Raw genomic sequence first — 16,151 nt, 5'->3', positions numbered from 1 at the left:
GGGGGCCTCGATCCTTCGAGACGCCCGCGAGAGCGCGCTCCTCAGGATGAGGGGATGGATTTGCGCGTCAAGAACCTTGTGATCGCCCCACCGAGCTTCGCGTTGTCCATCGGCTCTGACAGCGATGCCCTTGCTGTTGCGACGACATCATTCGGCGCCTTGCCGTCGCGTAGGTCGCAACACACCTGTGCGAACGCCACGTCGAACTCCGGATGCGGCTGCACGGTCAGCGTGGTGCCGTTGGCGTAGAGCAGGCCGGCATGCGGCGTGAAGTCCGACGACAGGATCGTCACGGCATCGTTCGGCGGCTCGATCACCTGGTCCTGATGCGAGGCGGCGATTGCGATGGCTTCGCCGTCGACGACGCCATTCTCCGGCAGCACCTGATAAACGTGCCGGCCGATGCCCCAACCCTTCTCCGACTTGCGTACAGTGCCGCCGAGCGCTTGTGCGATCAGTTGATGGCCGAAGCAGACGCCCACCATCGGCGTCTTGTTGGCGTAAGCCGTGCGCACGAAATCTTCCAGCGGCGCGATCCAGTCGAGCCTGTCATAGACGCCGGCCGCCGCGCCGGTGATCAGGATGGCCTCCAAGCCGCGCGGATCGGGCAGCGCATTCCCATTCGGAATGCTGACGATGTCGATTGTAGCCATAGGGTCCTCGGCGAGGATCATGCGCTCGAACATGTCCGGAAACGAGCCGTGCCGCTCGCGATGCTCTTGTGGGACGAGCCCGGTCTCGACGATGGTGATGCGTGCCATATGCTACCTGCGGAGGCAGGGAGCATACAACAGGACCCGTAAGGCGTCCAAATCAACCAGGCGCAAAACCATGTGCGGACTTGTCCTCGAGCTCAGTGAGCGCCTTGCGCATGGTCTCGACCAGATCCAGCGCCACCGGCGAGGGGCTGCGCTGGGCCGGGAAGACGGCCGAGAACTCGAAGTCGATGCGCGGCAGGAAGCGGCGCACGACGACGCCGCGCGTTGCAAATTCCTGTGCGGTGAAGGGATCGCAGATCGACACGCCAAGCCCCGACGACACCATGCCGCACATGATCTCCGACAGCGTGGTCTCCACCCGCAGCACGCGGCGAACGTCGCTGCGATGGAAGACCTGGTCGACCAGGTGCCGGCTCGATGATCCCGCCGACAGCGAGATGAACGTCTCGCCCTCGAAATCGCTCGGCTCCAGCACTTCCTTCTCCGCCAAATGATGTCCGGTCGGCAGCACCGCGACACGCGCCAACGCCGGCAGCCGCAGGCTCGGCAGGCCGGAATGGGCGATCGGCACCTCGGCAAAGCCGATGTCGCATTGATTGTTCAGCACCCAGTCGACCACGATCGGCGAGATCACGCCGAAGAAGGCGAGGTTGAGGTTGGGCCGCTCCTTCAAGAACTGCCCGGCGAGCCGCGGCAGATAGCCGTTCGCGAGGGCCGGCAGCGCGGCGATGCGCAGCGAGCCGGTGCGCCGGCCGCGGATTTCTTCGGCCGCCGCCGTGATGCGTTCGAGACCGACGAACGAGCGCTCGACTTCGGTGTAGAGCGCCATCGCCGCTGCGGTCGGGACGAGACCGGTGCCGCGCCGTTCGAACAACTCCATCTTCAGCAGCGCTTGGAAGTCGCGCAGCAGCCGGCTGACGGCGGGCTGCGTCACCACCATCAGCTTTGCCGCCTCGGTGACGCTGCCGGTCAGCATGGTCGCCCGGAAAGCCTCGACCTGCCGCGAATTGATCCGCGCCATCTCGAATTCCACTCATAACATTTCGGCATGCAGAGGGTGCCATTATTCATTGGACGATGGAAGCTTGGTTTTGCGATCTTTTTCATCAGAGCTGGAGCCAGCCCGCTTTTTCGGCAGATTGGAGACGTTCAAACCTCCAAATCGCGCCAAAACCCGCCGAGCAGGGGCCGGAGCCCTGGTCGGAGAGGAATTTGCGCGGAAGGAAATGCGGAAGGTGCTTCGGCCGGAGACTTGTCGGCACGTCACCTCATTCCGGTATGGAGATCGGTCCACATGAAGACTTTTCGCCTTCTGACCGCGGTCAGCATCGCGGCGCTGATTGCCGCCCCGTCGGCCGCATCGGCCCAGCAAAAGACGCTCTATGTCGCCGGCTATGGCGGCTCGTTCGAGAAGACGATCCGCGACGAGGTGATCCCCGCTTTCGAGAAGGAGAACGGCGTCAAGGTCGAGTACGTCGCCGGCAACTCGACCGACACACTGGCAAAGCTCCAGGCGCAGAAGGGCAACCAGCAGATCGACGTCGCCATCGTCGATGACGGCCCGATGTACCAGGCGATCCAGCTCGGCTTCTGCGGCAAGCTCGACGGATTGCCGGCCGATCTCTACGACACCGCCCGCTTCAAGGATGATCGTGCGGTCGCGATCGGCATCGTCGCGACCGGCCTGATGTACAACACCAAGGTGTTCAAAGAGAAAGGTTGGGCGCCGCCGACCTCGTGGAACGATCTGAAGGATCCGAAATACGCGAAGCAACTCGTCATCCCCCCGATCAACAACACCTACGGCCTCGAAGCCCTGGTGATGCTGTCGAAGATGAATGGCGGCGGCGAGACCAACGTCGATTCAGGCTTCAAGATCTTCAAGGAGCAGATCAATCCGAACGTGCTCGCCTATGAGCCGTCGCCCGGCAAGATGACCGAGCTGTTCCAGTCCGGCCAGGCCGTGATCGCGGTGTGGGGTACCGGCCGCGTGCAGAGCTTCGCCAATACCGGCTTTCCCGTCGACTTCGTCTATCCGAAGGAAGGCGCCGCGACGCTGCTGACGACGGCATGTCCAATCGCCAAGCCCAACGCTTCTCCTCTGGCCGCGAGCTTCGTCAAGATGCTGCTCGATCCCAAGATCCAGCTGGTGATGCTGAAGGACTATGGCTACGGCCCGGTGCTGAAATCGCTGGTGATCCCGCCCGAGCTCGGCAAGATGGCGCCGATCGGCGAGCGCGCGGCGAAGCTCTATAATCCGGACTGGACCGTCATCAACGAGAAGCGCGAGGAGTGGACCAAGCGCTGGAATCGCGAGGTCGAGCGCTGATCTGATCGTCCGTAGCGGAGACAGCGCATGGCCTATCTCGAGCTTGATCGGGTCGCAAAACAGTTCGGCGCGCAGACCGTGGTCGATGACTTCAGTCTGTCGGTGAGGAAGGGGGAGTTCATCTCCTTCCTCGGGCCTTCCGGCTGCGGCAAGACCACGACGTTGCAGATGATCGCGGGCTTCCTCGATCCCACCCGCGGTGCGATCCGGCTGGAGGGCAAGGACCTCACCGCGATCCATCCGGCCAAGCGCGGCCTCGGCATCGTGTTCCAGAGCTACGCGCTGTTTCCGCACATGACCGCGGCGGAGAACGTCGCCTTCGGCCTCGAGATGCGCAAGGTGTCGCGCGCTGAAAAAGCCGAGCGCGTCCGTGCCGCGCTGGCGATGGTCGGCCTCGCCGGCTACGAGGACCGTCATCCGCGCCGCATGTCCGGCGGCCAACAGCAGCGCGTGGCGCTGGCGCGTGCGCTGGTGATCAAGCCGAGCGTCCTCCTGCTCGACGAGCCGCTGTCCAACCTCGACGCAAAGCTGCGCGAGGAGATGCAGATCGAGCTGCGCCAGATCCAGCGCACCATCGGCACCACCACGATCCTGGTCACCCACGACCAGAACGAGGCGATGTCGCTGTCCGACCGCATCGTGGTGATGAGCCAGGGCCGCATCGAGCAGATCGGCACGCCGCAGGAGACCTATGAGAAGCCGTCCTCGGCCTTCGTCTCGCAGTTCCTCGGCAAGACCAACGACTTTGCGGCGGCGATCGATCGGACCGTCACGCCGGCGCGGCTGACCGCGGGCTCCTGGAGCGCGCCGGCGCCGGCGGGTCTCAGCGGCCCTGTCACTGTCAGCATTCGCCCTGAAAGGATCGGCTTCGGCGATGCCGGCCTCAGCGCCAAGATCGTCACCCGCATCTTCCAAGGTAATCACTGGCTGTTCCAGTGCGAGAGCGAATGCGGTCCGGCGATCGTGATCCGCCAGAATGACGGCAAGGCGCAGCCGGCCGAAGGTGAGGCGGTGCGTCTGGCTTGGCGTCCCGAGGACATGAGTGTGCGTGCGAGGGGCGTCGCATGAGCGCGGCCGCCGAGGAACGTAACGCGCGTGCGCCGTGGGCTCTGACTGCGCCCGCCCTGATGCTGTTCGTCGGCGTGCTGCTGATTCCGCTGGCGATGACCGTGATGCTGTCGTTCCACGATTGGGGCCAGTACAAAGGCATCGAACCGGTCTTCATCCTCAAGAACTGGCACGAGATCGCGACCGATCCCTATTACGCCGAAATGTTCTGGCGGACCTTTCGAATCGCGATCCTGACCACATTACTCACCGCCGTCCTCGGCGCGCCTGAAGCCTACATCCTCAACCGCATGAGCGGTCGCTGGAAGAGCTTCTTCCTGCTGATCATCCTCGGGCCGCTGCTGATCTCGGTGGTGGCGCGCACGCTCGGCTGGGCGCTGCTGTTCGGCGGCAATAACGGACTGGTCAACAAGCTCTTGATGTCGCTCGGGGTGATCCGCTCCCCCATTCCCTTCATGTTCACTGAAACCGGCATGGTCGTTGCGCTCGCGCATGTGATGATGCCGTTCATGGTGCTGTCGGTATGGGCCGCGCTGCAGCGGCTCGATCCGCAGATCGAGAACGCCGCGACGTCGCTTGGCGCGGGACCCGGCACCATCATCCGCCGCATCATCATGCCCCAGATCATGCCGGGCGTGCTGTCGGGCGCCATCATCGTGTTCTCGCTCTCGGCCAGCGCCTTTGCGACGCCTGCGATCATCGGCGGCCGCCGGCTCAAGGTCGCCGCGACGCTCGCCTATGACGAGTTTCTCAACACGCTGAATTGGCCGCTCGGTGCAGCGGTCGCGACGCTCCTTCTCGTCGCGCTGGTGCTGATTGTGGTCGGCAGCAATGCGCTGATCGAGCGCCGCTATGCGGAGGTGTTCCGATGAGACGGAACGGGCCGCTGGCGTTGATCTTCCACACCATCTTCGTCATCGTCATGGTGGCACCGATCCTGGTGGTCTGCCTCGTCGCGTTTACACCCGAGGGCTTCCTGTCGCTGCCGACCAACGGATTTTCGCTACGCTGGTTCAGGACGATCGCCAACTACCCCGAATTCGTCCATGCGTTCTGGGTCAGCCTTGGGCTCGGCGCGTTGTCGTCCTTGGTGGCGCTGCTGTTCGCGGTGCCGGCGGCGCTGGCGATCGCGCGCTACCGCTTCCGCGGCCGCGATGCGCTGGCCGCGCTGTTCCTGTCGCCGCTGATGATTCCGCATGTCGTGCTCGGCATCGCCTTTCTGCGTTTCTTCACCTCCGCCGGCATGAGTGGCAGCTTCGCGGCGCTCATCATCGCGCATGTCATCATCGTGTTTCCGTTCGCGCTGCGACTAACGCTGGCGGCGGCCACCGGCATGGATCTTTCTGTCGAAATGGCCGCGATTTCGCTCGGTGCCAACGGCTGGACGTTGTTCCGCCGCGTGACACTGCCCTTGATCCTGCCCGGCGTCATCAGCGGCTGGGCGCTCGCCTTCATCCAGTCCTTCGACGATCTCACCATGACCGTCTTCCTCGCGGCGCCCGGTACCGAGACGTTGCCGGTGCGCATGTTCCTTTATATCCAGGACAACATCGATCCGCTGGTGACATCGGTCTCGGCCTGCGTGATCGCGATCACCATGACCGCCCTCATTCTGCTCGACCGCTTCTACGGGCTCGACCGTGTGCTCGCCGGCAAGGGCGATACGGGACGATAGGAAAATCTATGTCTAAAGCGTTTTCGAGCGAAGTGGACGCCGGCTCGCGTAGAGACAACGCGTCAAAGCAAAAATCTGAATACGACGTCGCCGTGGTCGGCGGCGGGCTGCTCGGCTCCGCCATTGCCTGGGGCCTCGGCCGGCTCGGCAAAAAAGTGGCGGTGCTCGACGAAGGCGACATCGCCAAGCGCGCCTCGCGCGCGAACTTCGCGCTGGTCTGGGTGCAGAGCAAGGGCCTCGGCATGCCCGCCTACACGGTGTGGACCGTGCAGGCGTCGCAGGCGTGGAGCCGACTTGCGTCGGAGCTGAAGCAGCAGACCGGGCTCGACGTCTCTCTTCAGCAGAATGGCGGCTTCCATCTCACCCTCGGCGATGACGAACTCGGCCAGCGCACCGAGCTGGTCAAGCGCATGCACAACCAGGTCGGCGCGGCCGACTACAAGATGGAGATGCTCTCCGCATCCGAAGTTAAGAAGTCGCTTCCGCTGATCGGCCCCGAAGTTTCCGGCGGCAGCTATTGCCCGCTCGACGGCCACGTCAATTCGCTGCGCACGTTCCGCGCCTTCCACACCGGCTTCAGGGCGTTCGGCATCGATTATTTTCCGGAACGTCCGGTGTCGGCGATCAGCAAGAGCGGCGGCGAATTCCGCCTGACCACGCCGAAGGGCGAGCTGCGCGCCGCGAAGGTCGTGCTTGCCGCCGGCAATGCCAACCAGACGCTGGCACCGATGGTCGGGCTCTACGCGCCGATGGGCCCCACCCGCGGCCAGATCGTGGTGACCGAGCGAACCATGCCGTTCCTGCCACATCCGCTGACCACGATCCGCCAGACCGACGAGGGCACGGTGATGATCGGCGACAGCAAGGAGGACGAGCTCGACGACCGCGCGCTGAAGCATTCCGTGAGCGCCGTGATGACCGATCGCGCCCAGCGGATGTTTCCGCATCTGTCGCGGCTCAACGTTATCCGGAGCTGGGCCGGAATCCGCGTCATGCCGCAAGACGGCTTTCCGATCTACGACCAGTCGGAGACGCATCCCGGCGCCTTCGTCGCCTGCTGTCATTCCGGCGTGACGCTCGCCTCCAACCACGCGTTCGAGATCGCGCGCATGGTGGCGCAGGGCGCGCTCGAACCGGAGCTGGTCGGCGCGTTCTCGGCGAGCCGTTTTGGCGGTGCGGGCGCTGCGAACCACAGCGGTTATTAGAAAATAGGAGGCTCGATTTGAATCGATGCTGGCCCAGAGCTCAGATCACCTCTCCCGTAGGGAGAGGTCGGATCGCATCGAAAGATGCGATCCGGGTGAGGGGTTACAGTCTTACCGGGCGCTGCGGCCCCTCACCCGGATTGCACTGGACGATGCTTCGCATCGCCAGGCGCAATCCGACCTCTCCCCGTTGGGGAGAGGTGAACCCTCGCGCAGCCGAACAAGATTCCATCACGCTCTAGAAGTTCTTAAGGAGCCAAGAGGCATTCCCCATGTTTAGGCGATCCGAACAGGACAAACGGCCACAAGTGCAGATTTTCGTCGATGGCGCTGCCGTTGCAGCACGTCAGGGCGACACTGTCTCTGCGGCGCTATTGGCCTCCGGCGTTGATGCGCGGCGGTCCACCGCAGTGAGCGGCGCGCTGCGCCTGCCCTATTGCATGATGGGGGTGTGCTTCGATTGCCTCGTCACCATCGATGGCATCGGCAATCGCCAGGGGTGTCTCGTGCCCGTCGCAGAGGGCATGAGAATCGAGATCCAAAAGGGCAAGCGGGAGATCGGCAAATGACTGTGGCTCCCAAGCGCGAAGCCTACGATATCGTGGTGATCGGCGCAGGTCCCGCCGGCCTCGCGGCCGCCGCGACGTCAGCCGAAGCTGGCCTGTCGACGCTGCTGCTCGATGAGAATATCGGTCCGGGTGGTCAGGTTTTCCGCGCCATTGGCTCGACGCCCCTGACAGAGCGCAATCAGCTCGGCGCCGATTATTGGGCGGGCGCCGATCTCGTGCAGGCGCTGCGCGCCAGCAATGCCGAGGTCATCCATCGCGCGACGGTCTGGAGCCTCGATCGCAACCTCGAGATCGCCGTCTCGATCGGCGGCGCCTCTGTCTTCGTCACGGCGCAGCGCGTGATCCTCGCGACCGGCGCGCTGGAGCGGCCGTTTCCAATTCCCGGCTGGACGCTGCCCGGTGTGATGACCGCGGGCGCCGCGCAGACGATGCTGAAGTCGTCGGCGCTGGTGCCTGACGGACGCACCGTGATCGCAGGGCAGGGGCCGCTGCTCTGGCTGCTCGCCGCGCAGATCCTGCGCCTCGGCGGCCGCATCGACCGCATCCTCGACACGACCGAGCGCGGCAATTATTTCGCCGCGCTGCCGCACGCCTTCGCCTTCCTGACCTCGCCCTATTTCAGCAAGGGGCTATTCATGATGCGCGAGGTGAAGGCGAAAGTGCAGGTCGTCTCCGGCGTCACCGAGCTCTCTGCATCCGGCGACGGTCAGCTCGCGAGCGTGAGCTATGTCGCCGGCGGCAAGCGCGAGACCATTCCTTCGGATCTGTTGCTGCTGCATCAGGGCGTTGTGCCCAACGTCAATCTGGCGATGTCGGCCGGCATCGAGCATCGTTGGGACGAGCTGCAATTGTGCTGGTCGCCGGTGCTCGATGCGAACGGGGATTCGTCGGTCGCCGGCATCGCGATTGCCGGCGACGGCGCCGGCATCGGCGGCGCGAGCGCGGCCGTGGCGCGCGGCCGCATTGCGGCACGCGCGGCAGTGGAAGCACTGGCACCCGCGGCTGCCGCGAAGCTCGCGCCAATGTCGGCGCTTCGTCCCGATCTCGCTAAGGGCGAGCGCGGCCGCACTTTCCTCGATACGCTGTTCCGCCCGTCGCCGCAGTTCCGCATTCCCTCGGGCGATACCATCGTCTGCCGCTGCGAGGAGGTCACCGCAAGGGACGTTCTCGACGCAGTCGCGATCGGCGCGACCGGGCCGAACCAGCTCAAGGCCTATCGCCGCACCGGCATGGGTCCGTGCCAGGGCCGGCTCTGCGGTCTCACCGTCACCGAGCTGATGGCGCAGGCCCGCGGGAAGACCCCGCAGGAGATCGGCTATTACCGGCTGCGCGCGCCGGTGAAGCCGATCACGCTCGCCGAGCTCGCCGCCGTTCCCAAGAGCGAGGCCGATGTCAAGGCGGTGGTGCGCGGATGACCAGAAACGTGGATGCAATCGTCGTCGGCGGCGGCATCCACGGATGCTCGACCGCGCTGCATCTGTGCCTTGCCGGCATGAAGCCGGTGCTGATCGAGAAGGATTATGCCGGCCGCCACGCTTCCGGCGTCAACGCCGGCGGCGTGCGCCAACTCGCCCGGCACATCCCAGAGATTCCGCTCTCAGTCCGTTCGATGGGAATTTGGGAGAGGATCTCGGAGCTCGTCGACGACGATTGCAGCTTTGAAAGCTACGGCCAGGTCCTCGTCGCGGAGAACGAAGAGGAGCTGGCCGTCTGCCGCGCGCGCGTGGCCGAGCTCAACGCGCTCGGTTTCAGCCATGAAGAGCTGATCGATGCGGCCGAGTTGCGGCGCTTGGTGCCGGCCGTGGCGGAGACCTGTCCCGGCGGCGTCGTGTCGCGCCGTGACGGCGCGGCCAATCCGGCGCAGACAACGACAGCCTTCCGCCGCAAGGCCGAGCAGCTCGGTGCCATCGTGCGCGAGGGCGAGGCGGCCGGCAACATCCGCCACAGCGGCGGTCTCTGGCACGTCGATGTCGGCCCGGACACCTATGCCGCACCGGTGCTGGTCAACGCGGCGGGCGCCTGGGCCGGGAAGATCGCCGCCGCCCTCGGCGAACCCGTTCCGGTCGAAACCGTGGCGCCGATGCTGATGATCACCTCGCGCGTGCCGCACTTCATCGATCCCGTCGTGATCCTGCGCGGCCGCAAATTGTCCTTCAAGCAATTCTCGAACGGCACCGTGCTGATCGGCGGCGGCCATCTGGCAACGCCGAACCAGGATCGCAACGAGACGGTGCTCGACTGGAAGAGCCTCGCCATCAGCGCCCGCACCGTATTCGAGCTGTTTCCGGTGATGCGCAGCGCGATGATCGTGCGGGCCTGGGCCGGCATCGAGGCCAGGATGAAGGACGACATCCCCGTATTCGGCCCGAGCTCACGTCACGTGGGGCTCTATCACCAGTTCGGCTTTTCGCTGCATGGCTTCCAGCTCGGCCCCGGCGCCGGCGCCGTGATGGCTGAGCTGATCGTCAACGGCGGCACCCAGACCCGCGTCGGTGATCTCGGCATCGACCGCTTCCATCCTTCCACGCTCTAGAACAAGAGGACATCATGAGCATCACCCGCAGCATCCGCACGCCCATCATGCACCGCGCCGTCGAAGCCAATGGATTCGTCTTCCTCGGCGGCACCATCGCCGACGACACCTCGGTCTCGATGGGCGACCAGACCCGCAACATCCTCGGCAAGATCGCCGGCTATCTGAAGGAAGCGGGAACCGACAAGAGCCGAGTGGTCAGCGCCTCGATCTTCGTCACCGATCTGTCCAAGAAGAAGGAGATGGACGCGGCCTGGACCGAGTTCTTCGGCGACGATCTGCCGGCCCGCGCCACGGTCGGCGTCGCCGATCTCGGCGGCGGCGCGCTGATCGAGGTGGTGGTCACCGCCGTGAAGGGCTGATCGTGCAGACCGATAGGGACGTCAGCGCTTTCCTCGCGCTGTCGCGCCCTTCGAGCTGCGGCTTGATCTTGCGCTTCTGCGGGACTACTGAAGAGCTCTCAATCAGGAACTTCGCAGCCATGGATTTTACCCCGACCGCAAAGCCCATCCGCCTTGCTCACGGGGAATTCCATGCCTGCTTCGATCATCCTGTCGAACCTGTCGCTGTCCACGCCTGACGGCCGTTCTCTTCTCTCCAACATCGATCTGACTTTCGCGGCCGAGCGGACTGGTCTCGTCGGCCGCAATGGTGTCGGGAAGACGACGCTGCTCGCGTCGATTTTGGGCGAGCATGTTCCCCAGTCCGGCCGCATTCTTGTCAACGGGACCGTCGGCCTGTTGCGCCAGAACGTTCAACCGCTTGCAGACGCGACGGTGGCCGATGTGTTCGGCGCGCGGCGGGCTCTGGAGCTGCTTCGCCGCGCTGAGCGGGGCGACGCCTCGGCCGACGAGATCGCCGCGATCGACTGGACGCTCGAAGGGCGGCTTGAGAAGGCCCTGGGGCGCCTCGGCTTCGATCCCTGTCCCGATACGGAGCTCGCCCGCCTGTCCGGCGGCCAGATCACGCGCGTGCGTCTCGCTGCACTGGTGTTTGCCGAGCTCGACTTCCTGCTGCTGGATGAGCCCACCAATAATCTCGACCAGGATGGACGCGGGGCGGTGACTGATCTCCTTGCTGCCTGGCGCGGCGGCGCGATCGTCGTCAGCCACGACCGGAACTTGCTCGAAACGATGGATGCGATCGTCGAGCTGACATCGCTCGGGTCAACCCGATACGGCGGCAACTGGAGCAGTTTTCGCGCGCAGAAGGCTGTCGAGCTCGCTGCTGTCAGGCACGACCTCGCGCATGCCGAGAGACACCTGTCCGAGATTGACGGCAAGGCGCAGGAAACAGCTGAACGGAAGGCGCGCAAGGATAGCGGCGGCAGGAAGAAGCGCGCCAAGGGTGACATGCCGCGTATCCTGGCCGGCGCGCGCAAGGACCGCAGCGAGGACAGCGGGGGCAAGAATGCACAAGTCGCCGAGCGGCGGCGCGCGGAAGCGATCGAGGCCGTCGATACGGCACGCCGACGCATCGAGGTTCTTCAACCGCTGTCGGTCAAGCTGCCCGCGACCGGCCTGCCGGCGGGCAGGGAGATGGTTTGGCTCGACGGGGTCTGCGCCGGCTATCGGCCGGAGCAGCCCGTCTTGCGCGATCTCTCGCTCACGATCGTCGGTCCGGAGCGCGTTGCGGTCGTCGGACCGAATGGCTCGGGCAAGACAACGCTGCTGAAACTCATTGCAGGCGAGTTGCACCCTGTCGCGGGTACGGTCCGGGTCAGGCCCGACTTCGCGCTGTTCGACCAGAAGGTCAGCCTGCTTGATCCTGCGATCTCTATCTTTGAGAATTTCAGGCGTCTCAATCCGAAAGCGGATCCTAACGCCTGCCATGCAGCCCTGGCTCGCTTCATGTTTCGCGCCGATGCTGCCTTGCAGCTGGTCGGAGGCCTGAGCGGCGGGCAAATGTTTCGCGCTGGCCTCGCCTGCGTGCTGGGTGGGACGCCGCCGCCGTCCCTGCTGATCATGGACGAGCCGACCACTCATCTCGACATCGAGTCTATCGAAGCCGTTGAAGCTGGCCTGAGCGCCTATGACGGCGCACTGCTCGTCGTCAGTCACGACGAGGCATTCCTGCAGGCGATCGGGATCACGCGCCGGCTCGAACTTGCCGGCAAGGAGATTCGCGTCAAAGACGGGATCATCTGATCCCGCCTTACCTCCCGATACGGCGGCTGATTCTGGTGAAGATTTTCAAAAGCCCGACGCCCTGCCCCCAGCGCGTCGGGCGGAAAAATTGACTATCAATCGGTGATCCCAATGCCATTGTTGTGACGCGTATCTCACCGCTTTTCCATTCCGGGAAACTACCGCGTCGGCACCGCTACACCCTGCCGTCCGGTTCCAACGCCTCGCCGATCTCCAGCGGGTGGGCCATGGTCTCGTGCAGCGCGTCGCGATCGAGCTCGCCTTCGGAGATGCTGATGACGACGCAGGCAACGCCATTGCCGATCAGGTTGGTCAATGCGCGGCACTCGCTCATGAACTTGTCGATGCCGACCAGGATCGCGATCGACTGGATCGGGATATCGGGCACGATCGAGAGCGTCGCGGCGAGCGTGATGAAGCCGGCGCCGGTGACGCCCGAGGCGCCCTTCGAGGTGATCATGGCGATGCCGAGAATGCCGAGCTCCTGCCAGATCGTCAGATGGGTGTTGGTCGCCTGCGCCAGGAACAGCGTCGCCAGTGTCATGTAGATGTTGGTGCCGTCGAGGTTGAAACTGTAGCCGGTGGGGATGACCAGGCCGACGACCGAGCGCGAGGCACCGAGATGCTCCATCTTCTGGATCATCTGCGGCAGCACAGTCTCCGAGGACGAGGTGCCGAGCACGATGAGCAACTCGTCCTTGATGTAGGCGATGAAGCGCAGGATCGAGAAACCGGCGAGCCGGGCGATCGCACCGAGCACGATCAGCACGAACAGGATGCTGGTCAGGTAGAACGTGGCGATCAGGGCGGCGAGGTTGAGCAGCGAGCCGAGACCGTAGGCGCCGACGGTGAACGCCATCGCGCCGAAGGCGCCGATTGGCGCCACGCGCACGATGATGCGGATGATGCCGAAGAACATTTTTGCGGCCTTGTCGATCGCGTCCGCAATGGGCTCACCGGCCTTGCCGAGGAAGGCGATGGCGAAGCCCGACAGGATCGAGATCAACAGCACCTGAAGCAGGTCGCCCCGCGCGATGGCGCCCAGATAGCTATCGGGGATAATCGCCATCAGATGGGCGACGATGCCCTCTTCCTTGGCCTTGGTGACGTAGGTGGCCACCGATTTCGGATCGATCGTGGCGGGATCGATGTTGAAGCCGTGCCCGGGCTGGAGAATCTCCCCGACGAGCAGACCGACCGCGAGCGCGACGGTCGAGACCGTTTCGAAATAGATCAGCGACTTCAGCCCGACTCGGCCGACGCGCTTGAGATCGCCCATCGAGGAGATACCGTGCACCACGGTGCAGAAGATCACCGGTGCGATCATCATCTTGATCAGTGCAATGAAACCGTCGCCGAGCGGCTTCAAGGCCTTGCCGAGATCGGGATAGAAATAACCGATCAGCACGCCGAGCGCGATCGCGATCAGGACCTGGACGTAGAGGATCTTGTACCAGGGCTGGTGCTGGCGGAGGACGGCTGGCTGGACCGCGACTTGTGTCATATTGTAGGCCCGGAACGTATCGATCTTGCTTGATTTGCATCATGTGATGGCCGCCGCGGAAGCGACAATCACATTTTTGTCGGATCGCACGAAGATCGACCGCTGCACCGCAAGTCGGGGGAAACATGTCGACAACAGGCTCCGAAGAACGCGTGCAAGGCTACTTTCCGCGATGGAAACTCAAGACCTCGGGCGTGATCATGCCGGAGGAGCGGCTGTCTTGGGGCCAGACCGTTGTCTCCGGTCTCCAGCATTGCGTCGCAATGTCGGGATCAACGATCATCGCGCCGCTACTGATGGGGTTCGATCCCAATGTTGCGGTCCTGTTCTCCGGCATTGGCACGCTGATCTTCTTCGTCATCGTCGCAGGGCGCGTGCCGAGCTATCTCGGCTCGAGCTTTGCATTCATCGCCGTCGTCATCGCTGCCACCGGCTATGTGGGGCAGGGGCCGAACCCGAACCTGTCAGTTGCGCTCGGCGGCATCGTCGGAGCCGGAGTGCTGTACGGCCTGATTGCGCTGATCGTGATGTGGTCGGGGGTTGGCTGGGTCGAGAAGCTGCTGCCGCCGGCGGTCACCGGCGCTGTGGTCGCCGCGATCGGGCTCAACCTTGCGCCGGTGGCGGTCAAGGCGGTGAGCGCCGGCACGTTCGACACCTGGATCGGGCTTGCGACCGTTCTGATTATCGGCGTGGTCGCCGTTGCCGCGCCGGGCCTGTGGCGCCGCCTGCCGATCATTGCCGGCGCCATCGGCGGATATCTTTTGTACTTGCTGTTCGCAAACGGATTCGGTTTCGGCAAACCGATCGAATTCGCGCAACTCTCGGCCGCGCCGTGGTTCGGCCTGCCCAACTTCACCGCGCCGAGCTTCCATGCCGATGCAATCTTCCTGATCGCGCCGGTTGCGATCGTTCTCGTCGCCGAGAACCTCGGTCACATCAAGGCCGTCGGCGCCATGACGGGCCGGAGCCTCGATCGCTATCTCGGCCGCGCCCTGTTTGCCGACAGCCTCGCGACCATCGTGGCCGCCTGCGGCGGCGGCACCGGTGTCACCACCTATGCCGAGAATATCGGCGTCATGGCGGCGACGAAGGTCTATTCCACCTTGTTGTTCGCCTTCGCGGCCACGGTGTCGATCCTGCTCGGCTTCTCGCCGAAATTCGGCGCGCTCATCCTGTCGATCCCAGGTCCCGTCATCGGCGGGCTCTCGATCGTGCTGTTCGGGTTGATCGCGGCGATGGCGGGACGGATCTGGGTCGAGAACAAGGTCGACTTTGCAAATCCCGCGAACCTGATTACCGTCGCGGTGGCGCTCACGGCAGGCGCCGGCGATCTCACGCTCAAATTCGGTGCGTTCACCATCGGCGGAATCGGCACCGCAACCTTTGGCGCCATCATCCTGTATCAAATTCTGACCTCGCCACTCGCACGCCGCGCCGAGCGAATCGAAGCAATGCGCTGAGGGATGGAACAAAAAGCCAGTTCCGCCGATGATCAAGCATCCCGGAGAGAACTCATGCCACCAACCTCAACCTCCTTTCCCTCGCGCCTCGTGGACCAATACGCGCTGGTGACCGGCGCCTCGCAAGGTATCGGCCGCGCCGTCGCCATCCGGCTCGCGCAGGAAGGCGCGACCGTCGCCATCAATTATTTCGATCATCCTGAAAGAGCCGAGGAGACGCTTGCGCTGGCGCGGACGGCATCGGGCGATAGGGGTCATGGCAGGCTCGATCACATCATCGTCAAGGCCGATGTCGGCAACGAGCAGGACATCGCCGCGATGTTCGAGACGGTCCTGGCGCGCTGGAAGCGCCTCGACTGCTTGGTCAACAATGCCGGCTTCCAGCGGGAATCGCCGAGCGATGCGCTCGACGTCGAAACCTATCGTCGCATCATTGACGTCAATCTCAATGGCGCCGTGCTTTGCGCCCAGAAGGCGCTCGCGCATTTCGTCGCCCGCGGCGGAGGTGGCAGTATCATCAATTGCTCCAGCGTCCATCAGATCATCCCAAAGCCCGGCTATCTCGCTTATTCGATCAGCAAGGGCGGCATGGCCAATCTGACGCGTACGCTGGCCCTCGAATTCGCCGGCCGCGGCATTCGCGTCAATGCGGTTGGACCCGGCGCGATCGATACGCCGATCAACGCGGCCTGGACCGGTGATCCCGAGAAGCGCGGCATCGTCACCTCCCACATTCCGCTCGGACGTGTCGGCACGCCAGAAGAGATCGCCGCGGTGTTCGCCTTCCTCGCCTCGGATGATGCGAGCTACATCACCGGACAGACCATCTATGCCTGCGGAGGCCTGACGCTGTTCCCCGAATTCCGGGAGAATTGGGCGAGTTGAACGTCAGCTTGGGAGCGTGCGCATCTGGGGCGGCCCGACCCGGTTGCAACGATTAGA

15 protein-coding genes are annotated in these 16,151 nt (G+C 64.3%); 12 read left to right on the top strand and 3 right to left on the bottom strand.

From position 1 onward, the window contains the following. Nucleotides 1-41: 41 nt before the first annotated feature. A complete protein-coding gene (locus tag IVA78_RS05740; protein WP_247464783.1) occupies nt 42-761 on the bottom strand; it encodes a type 1 glutamine amidotransferase in 720 nt (239 codons plus the stop codon). Between the two features lie 52 nt (nt 762-813). Beyond that, nucleotides 814-1,740 carry a LysR substrate-binding domain-containing protein gene (locus tag IVA78_RS05735; protein WP_247464780.1) on the bottom strand — a complete coding sequence of 309 codons (927 nt, stop codon included), beginning with the start codon at nt 1,738-1,740 and terminating at the stop codon, nt 814-816. A 273-nt stretch (nt 1,741-2,013) separates the two neighbouring features. Between IVA78_RS05735 and IVA78_RS05730 the strand changes: the two genes are divergently transcribed. The 10 genes from IVA78_RS05730 (at nt 2,014) to IVA78_RS05685 (ending at nt 12,245) form a co-directional block, all read left to right on the top strand. Then, entirely contained in the window at nt 2,014-3,048 is a 1,035-nt protein-coding gene (locus IVA78_RS05730) for an ABC transporter substrate-binding protein (protein ID WP_247301490.1), read from the top strand. A gap of 27 nt (nt 3,049-3,075) precedes the next feature. Next, complete coding sequence (locus IVA78_RS05725; protein ID WP_247464776.1) at nt 3,076-4,116, top strand: ABC transporter ATP-binding protein; 1,041 nt, start codon at nt 3,076-3,078, stop codon at nt 4,114-4,116. Beyond that, nucleotides 4,113-4,988, top strand: coding sequence for an ABC transporter permease (locus IVA78_RS05720; RefSeq protein WP_247464773.1), 876 nt, complete (start codon nt 4,113-4,115; stop codon nt 4,986-4,988). Before IVA78_RS05725 ends, IVA78_RS05720 begins: the two co-directional genes overlap by 4 nt. Continuing rightward, nucleotides 4,985-5,791, top strand: a complete 807-nt coding sequence (locus tag IVA78_RS05715; protein WP_247280234.1) for an ABC transporter permease — start codon at nt 4,985-4,987, stop codon at nt 5,789-5,791. The genes IVA78_RS05720 and IVA78_RS05715 overlap by 4 nt, the downstream gene beginning before the upstream one ends. Before the next feature lie 8 nt (nt 5,792-5,799). Next, the gene (locus tag IVA78_RS05710; RefSeq protein ID WP_247464770.1) at nt 5,800-6,996 is read left to right on the top strand and encodes an FAD-dependent oxidoreductase; all 1,197 of its coding nucleotides are present in this window, start codon (nt 5,800-5,802) and stop codon (nt 6,994-6,996) included. 272 nt (nt 6,997-7,268) lie between these two features. Further along, nucleotides 7,269-7,565 (top strand): (2Fe-2S)-binding protein, encoded by a 297-nt coding sequence (locus tag IVA78_RS05705; protein WP_247280232.1) that lies wholly within the window; start codon nt 7,269-7,271, stop codon nt 7,563-7,565. Beyond that, the gene (locus IVA78_RS05700; RefSeq protein ID WP_247464767.1) at nt 7,562-8,980 is read left to right on the top strand and encodes a (2Fe-2S)-binding protein; all 1,419 of its coding nucleotides are present in this window, start codon (nt 7,562-7,564) and stop codon (nt 8,978-8,980) included. Before IVA78_RS05705 ends, IVA78_RS05700 begins: the two co-directional genes overlap by 4 nt. Continuing rightward, nucleotides 8,977-10,098: an FAD-dependent oxidoreductase gene (locus IVA78_RS05695; protein WP_247464764.1), complete on the top strand. Its 1,122-nt coding sequence runs from the start codon at nt 8,977-8,979 to the stop codon at nt 10,096-10,098. The genes IVA78_RS05700 and IVA78_RS05695 overlap by 4 nt, the downstream gene beginning before the upstream one ends. A 14-nt stretch (nt 10,099-10,112) precedes the next feature. Beyond that, complete coding sequence (locus tag IVA78_RS05690) at nt 10,113-10,460, top strand: RidA family protein (RefSeq protein ID WP_247464761.1); 348 nt, start codon at nt 10,113-10,115, stop codon at nt 10,458-10,460. Between the two features lie 171 nt (nt 10,461-10,631). Beyond that, nucleotides 10,632-12,245: an ABC-F family ATP-binding cassette domain-containing protein gene (locus tag IVA78_RS05685; RefSeq protein WP_247464760.1), complete on the top strand. Its 1,614-nt coding sequence runs from the start codon at nt 10,632-10,634 to the stop codon at nt 12,243-12,245. Nucleotides 12,246-12,420: 175 nt separating this feature from the next. On the opposite strand, the gene IVA78_RS05680 is transcribed toward IVA78_RS05685, so the two are convergent. Further along, nucleotides 12,421-13,749, bottom strand: coding sequence for a dicarboxylate/amino acid:cation symporter (locus IVA78_RS05680; RefSeq protein WP_247464757.1), 1,329 nt, complete (start codon nt 13,747-13,749; stop codon nt 12,421-12,423). 125 nt (nt 13,750-13,874) lie between these two features. On the opposite strand from IVA78_RS05680, the gene IVA78_RS05675 reads away from it, so the two are divergent. Beyond that, nucleotides 13,875-15,209: a solute carrier family 23 protein gene (locus IVA78_RS05675; protein WP_247464755.1), complete on the top strand. Its 1,335-nt coding sequence runs from the start codon at nt 13,875-13,877 to the stop codon at nt 15,207-15,209. 54 nt (nt 15,210-15,263) lie between these two features. Continuing rightward, the gene (locus IVA78_RS05670) at nt 15,264-16,094 is read left to right on the top strand and encodes an SDR family oxidoreductase (RefSeq protein WP_247464752.1); all 831 of its coding nucleotides are present in this window, start codon (nt 15,264-15,266) and stop codon (nt 16,092-16,094) included. Nucleotides 16,095-16,151: the final 57 nt, after the last annotated feature.

The organism is Bradyrhizobium sp. 137, assembly GCF_023074095.1.
Classification (GTDB): Bacteria; Pseudomonadota; Alphaproteobacteria; order Rhizobiales; family Xanthobacteraceae; genus Bradyrhizobium.
Note: the sequence above shows the minus strand (reverse complement) of the source record. Positions and strands in the feature narration are given on the sequence as shown.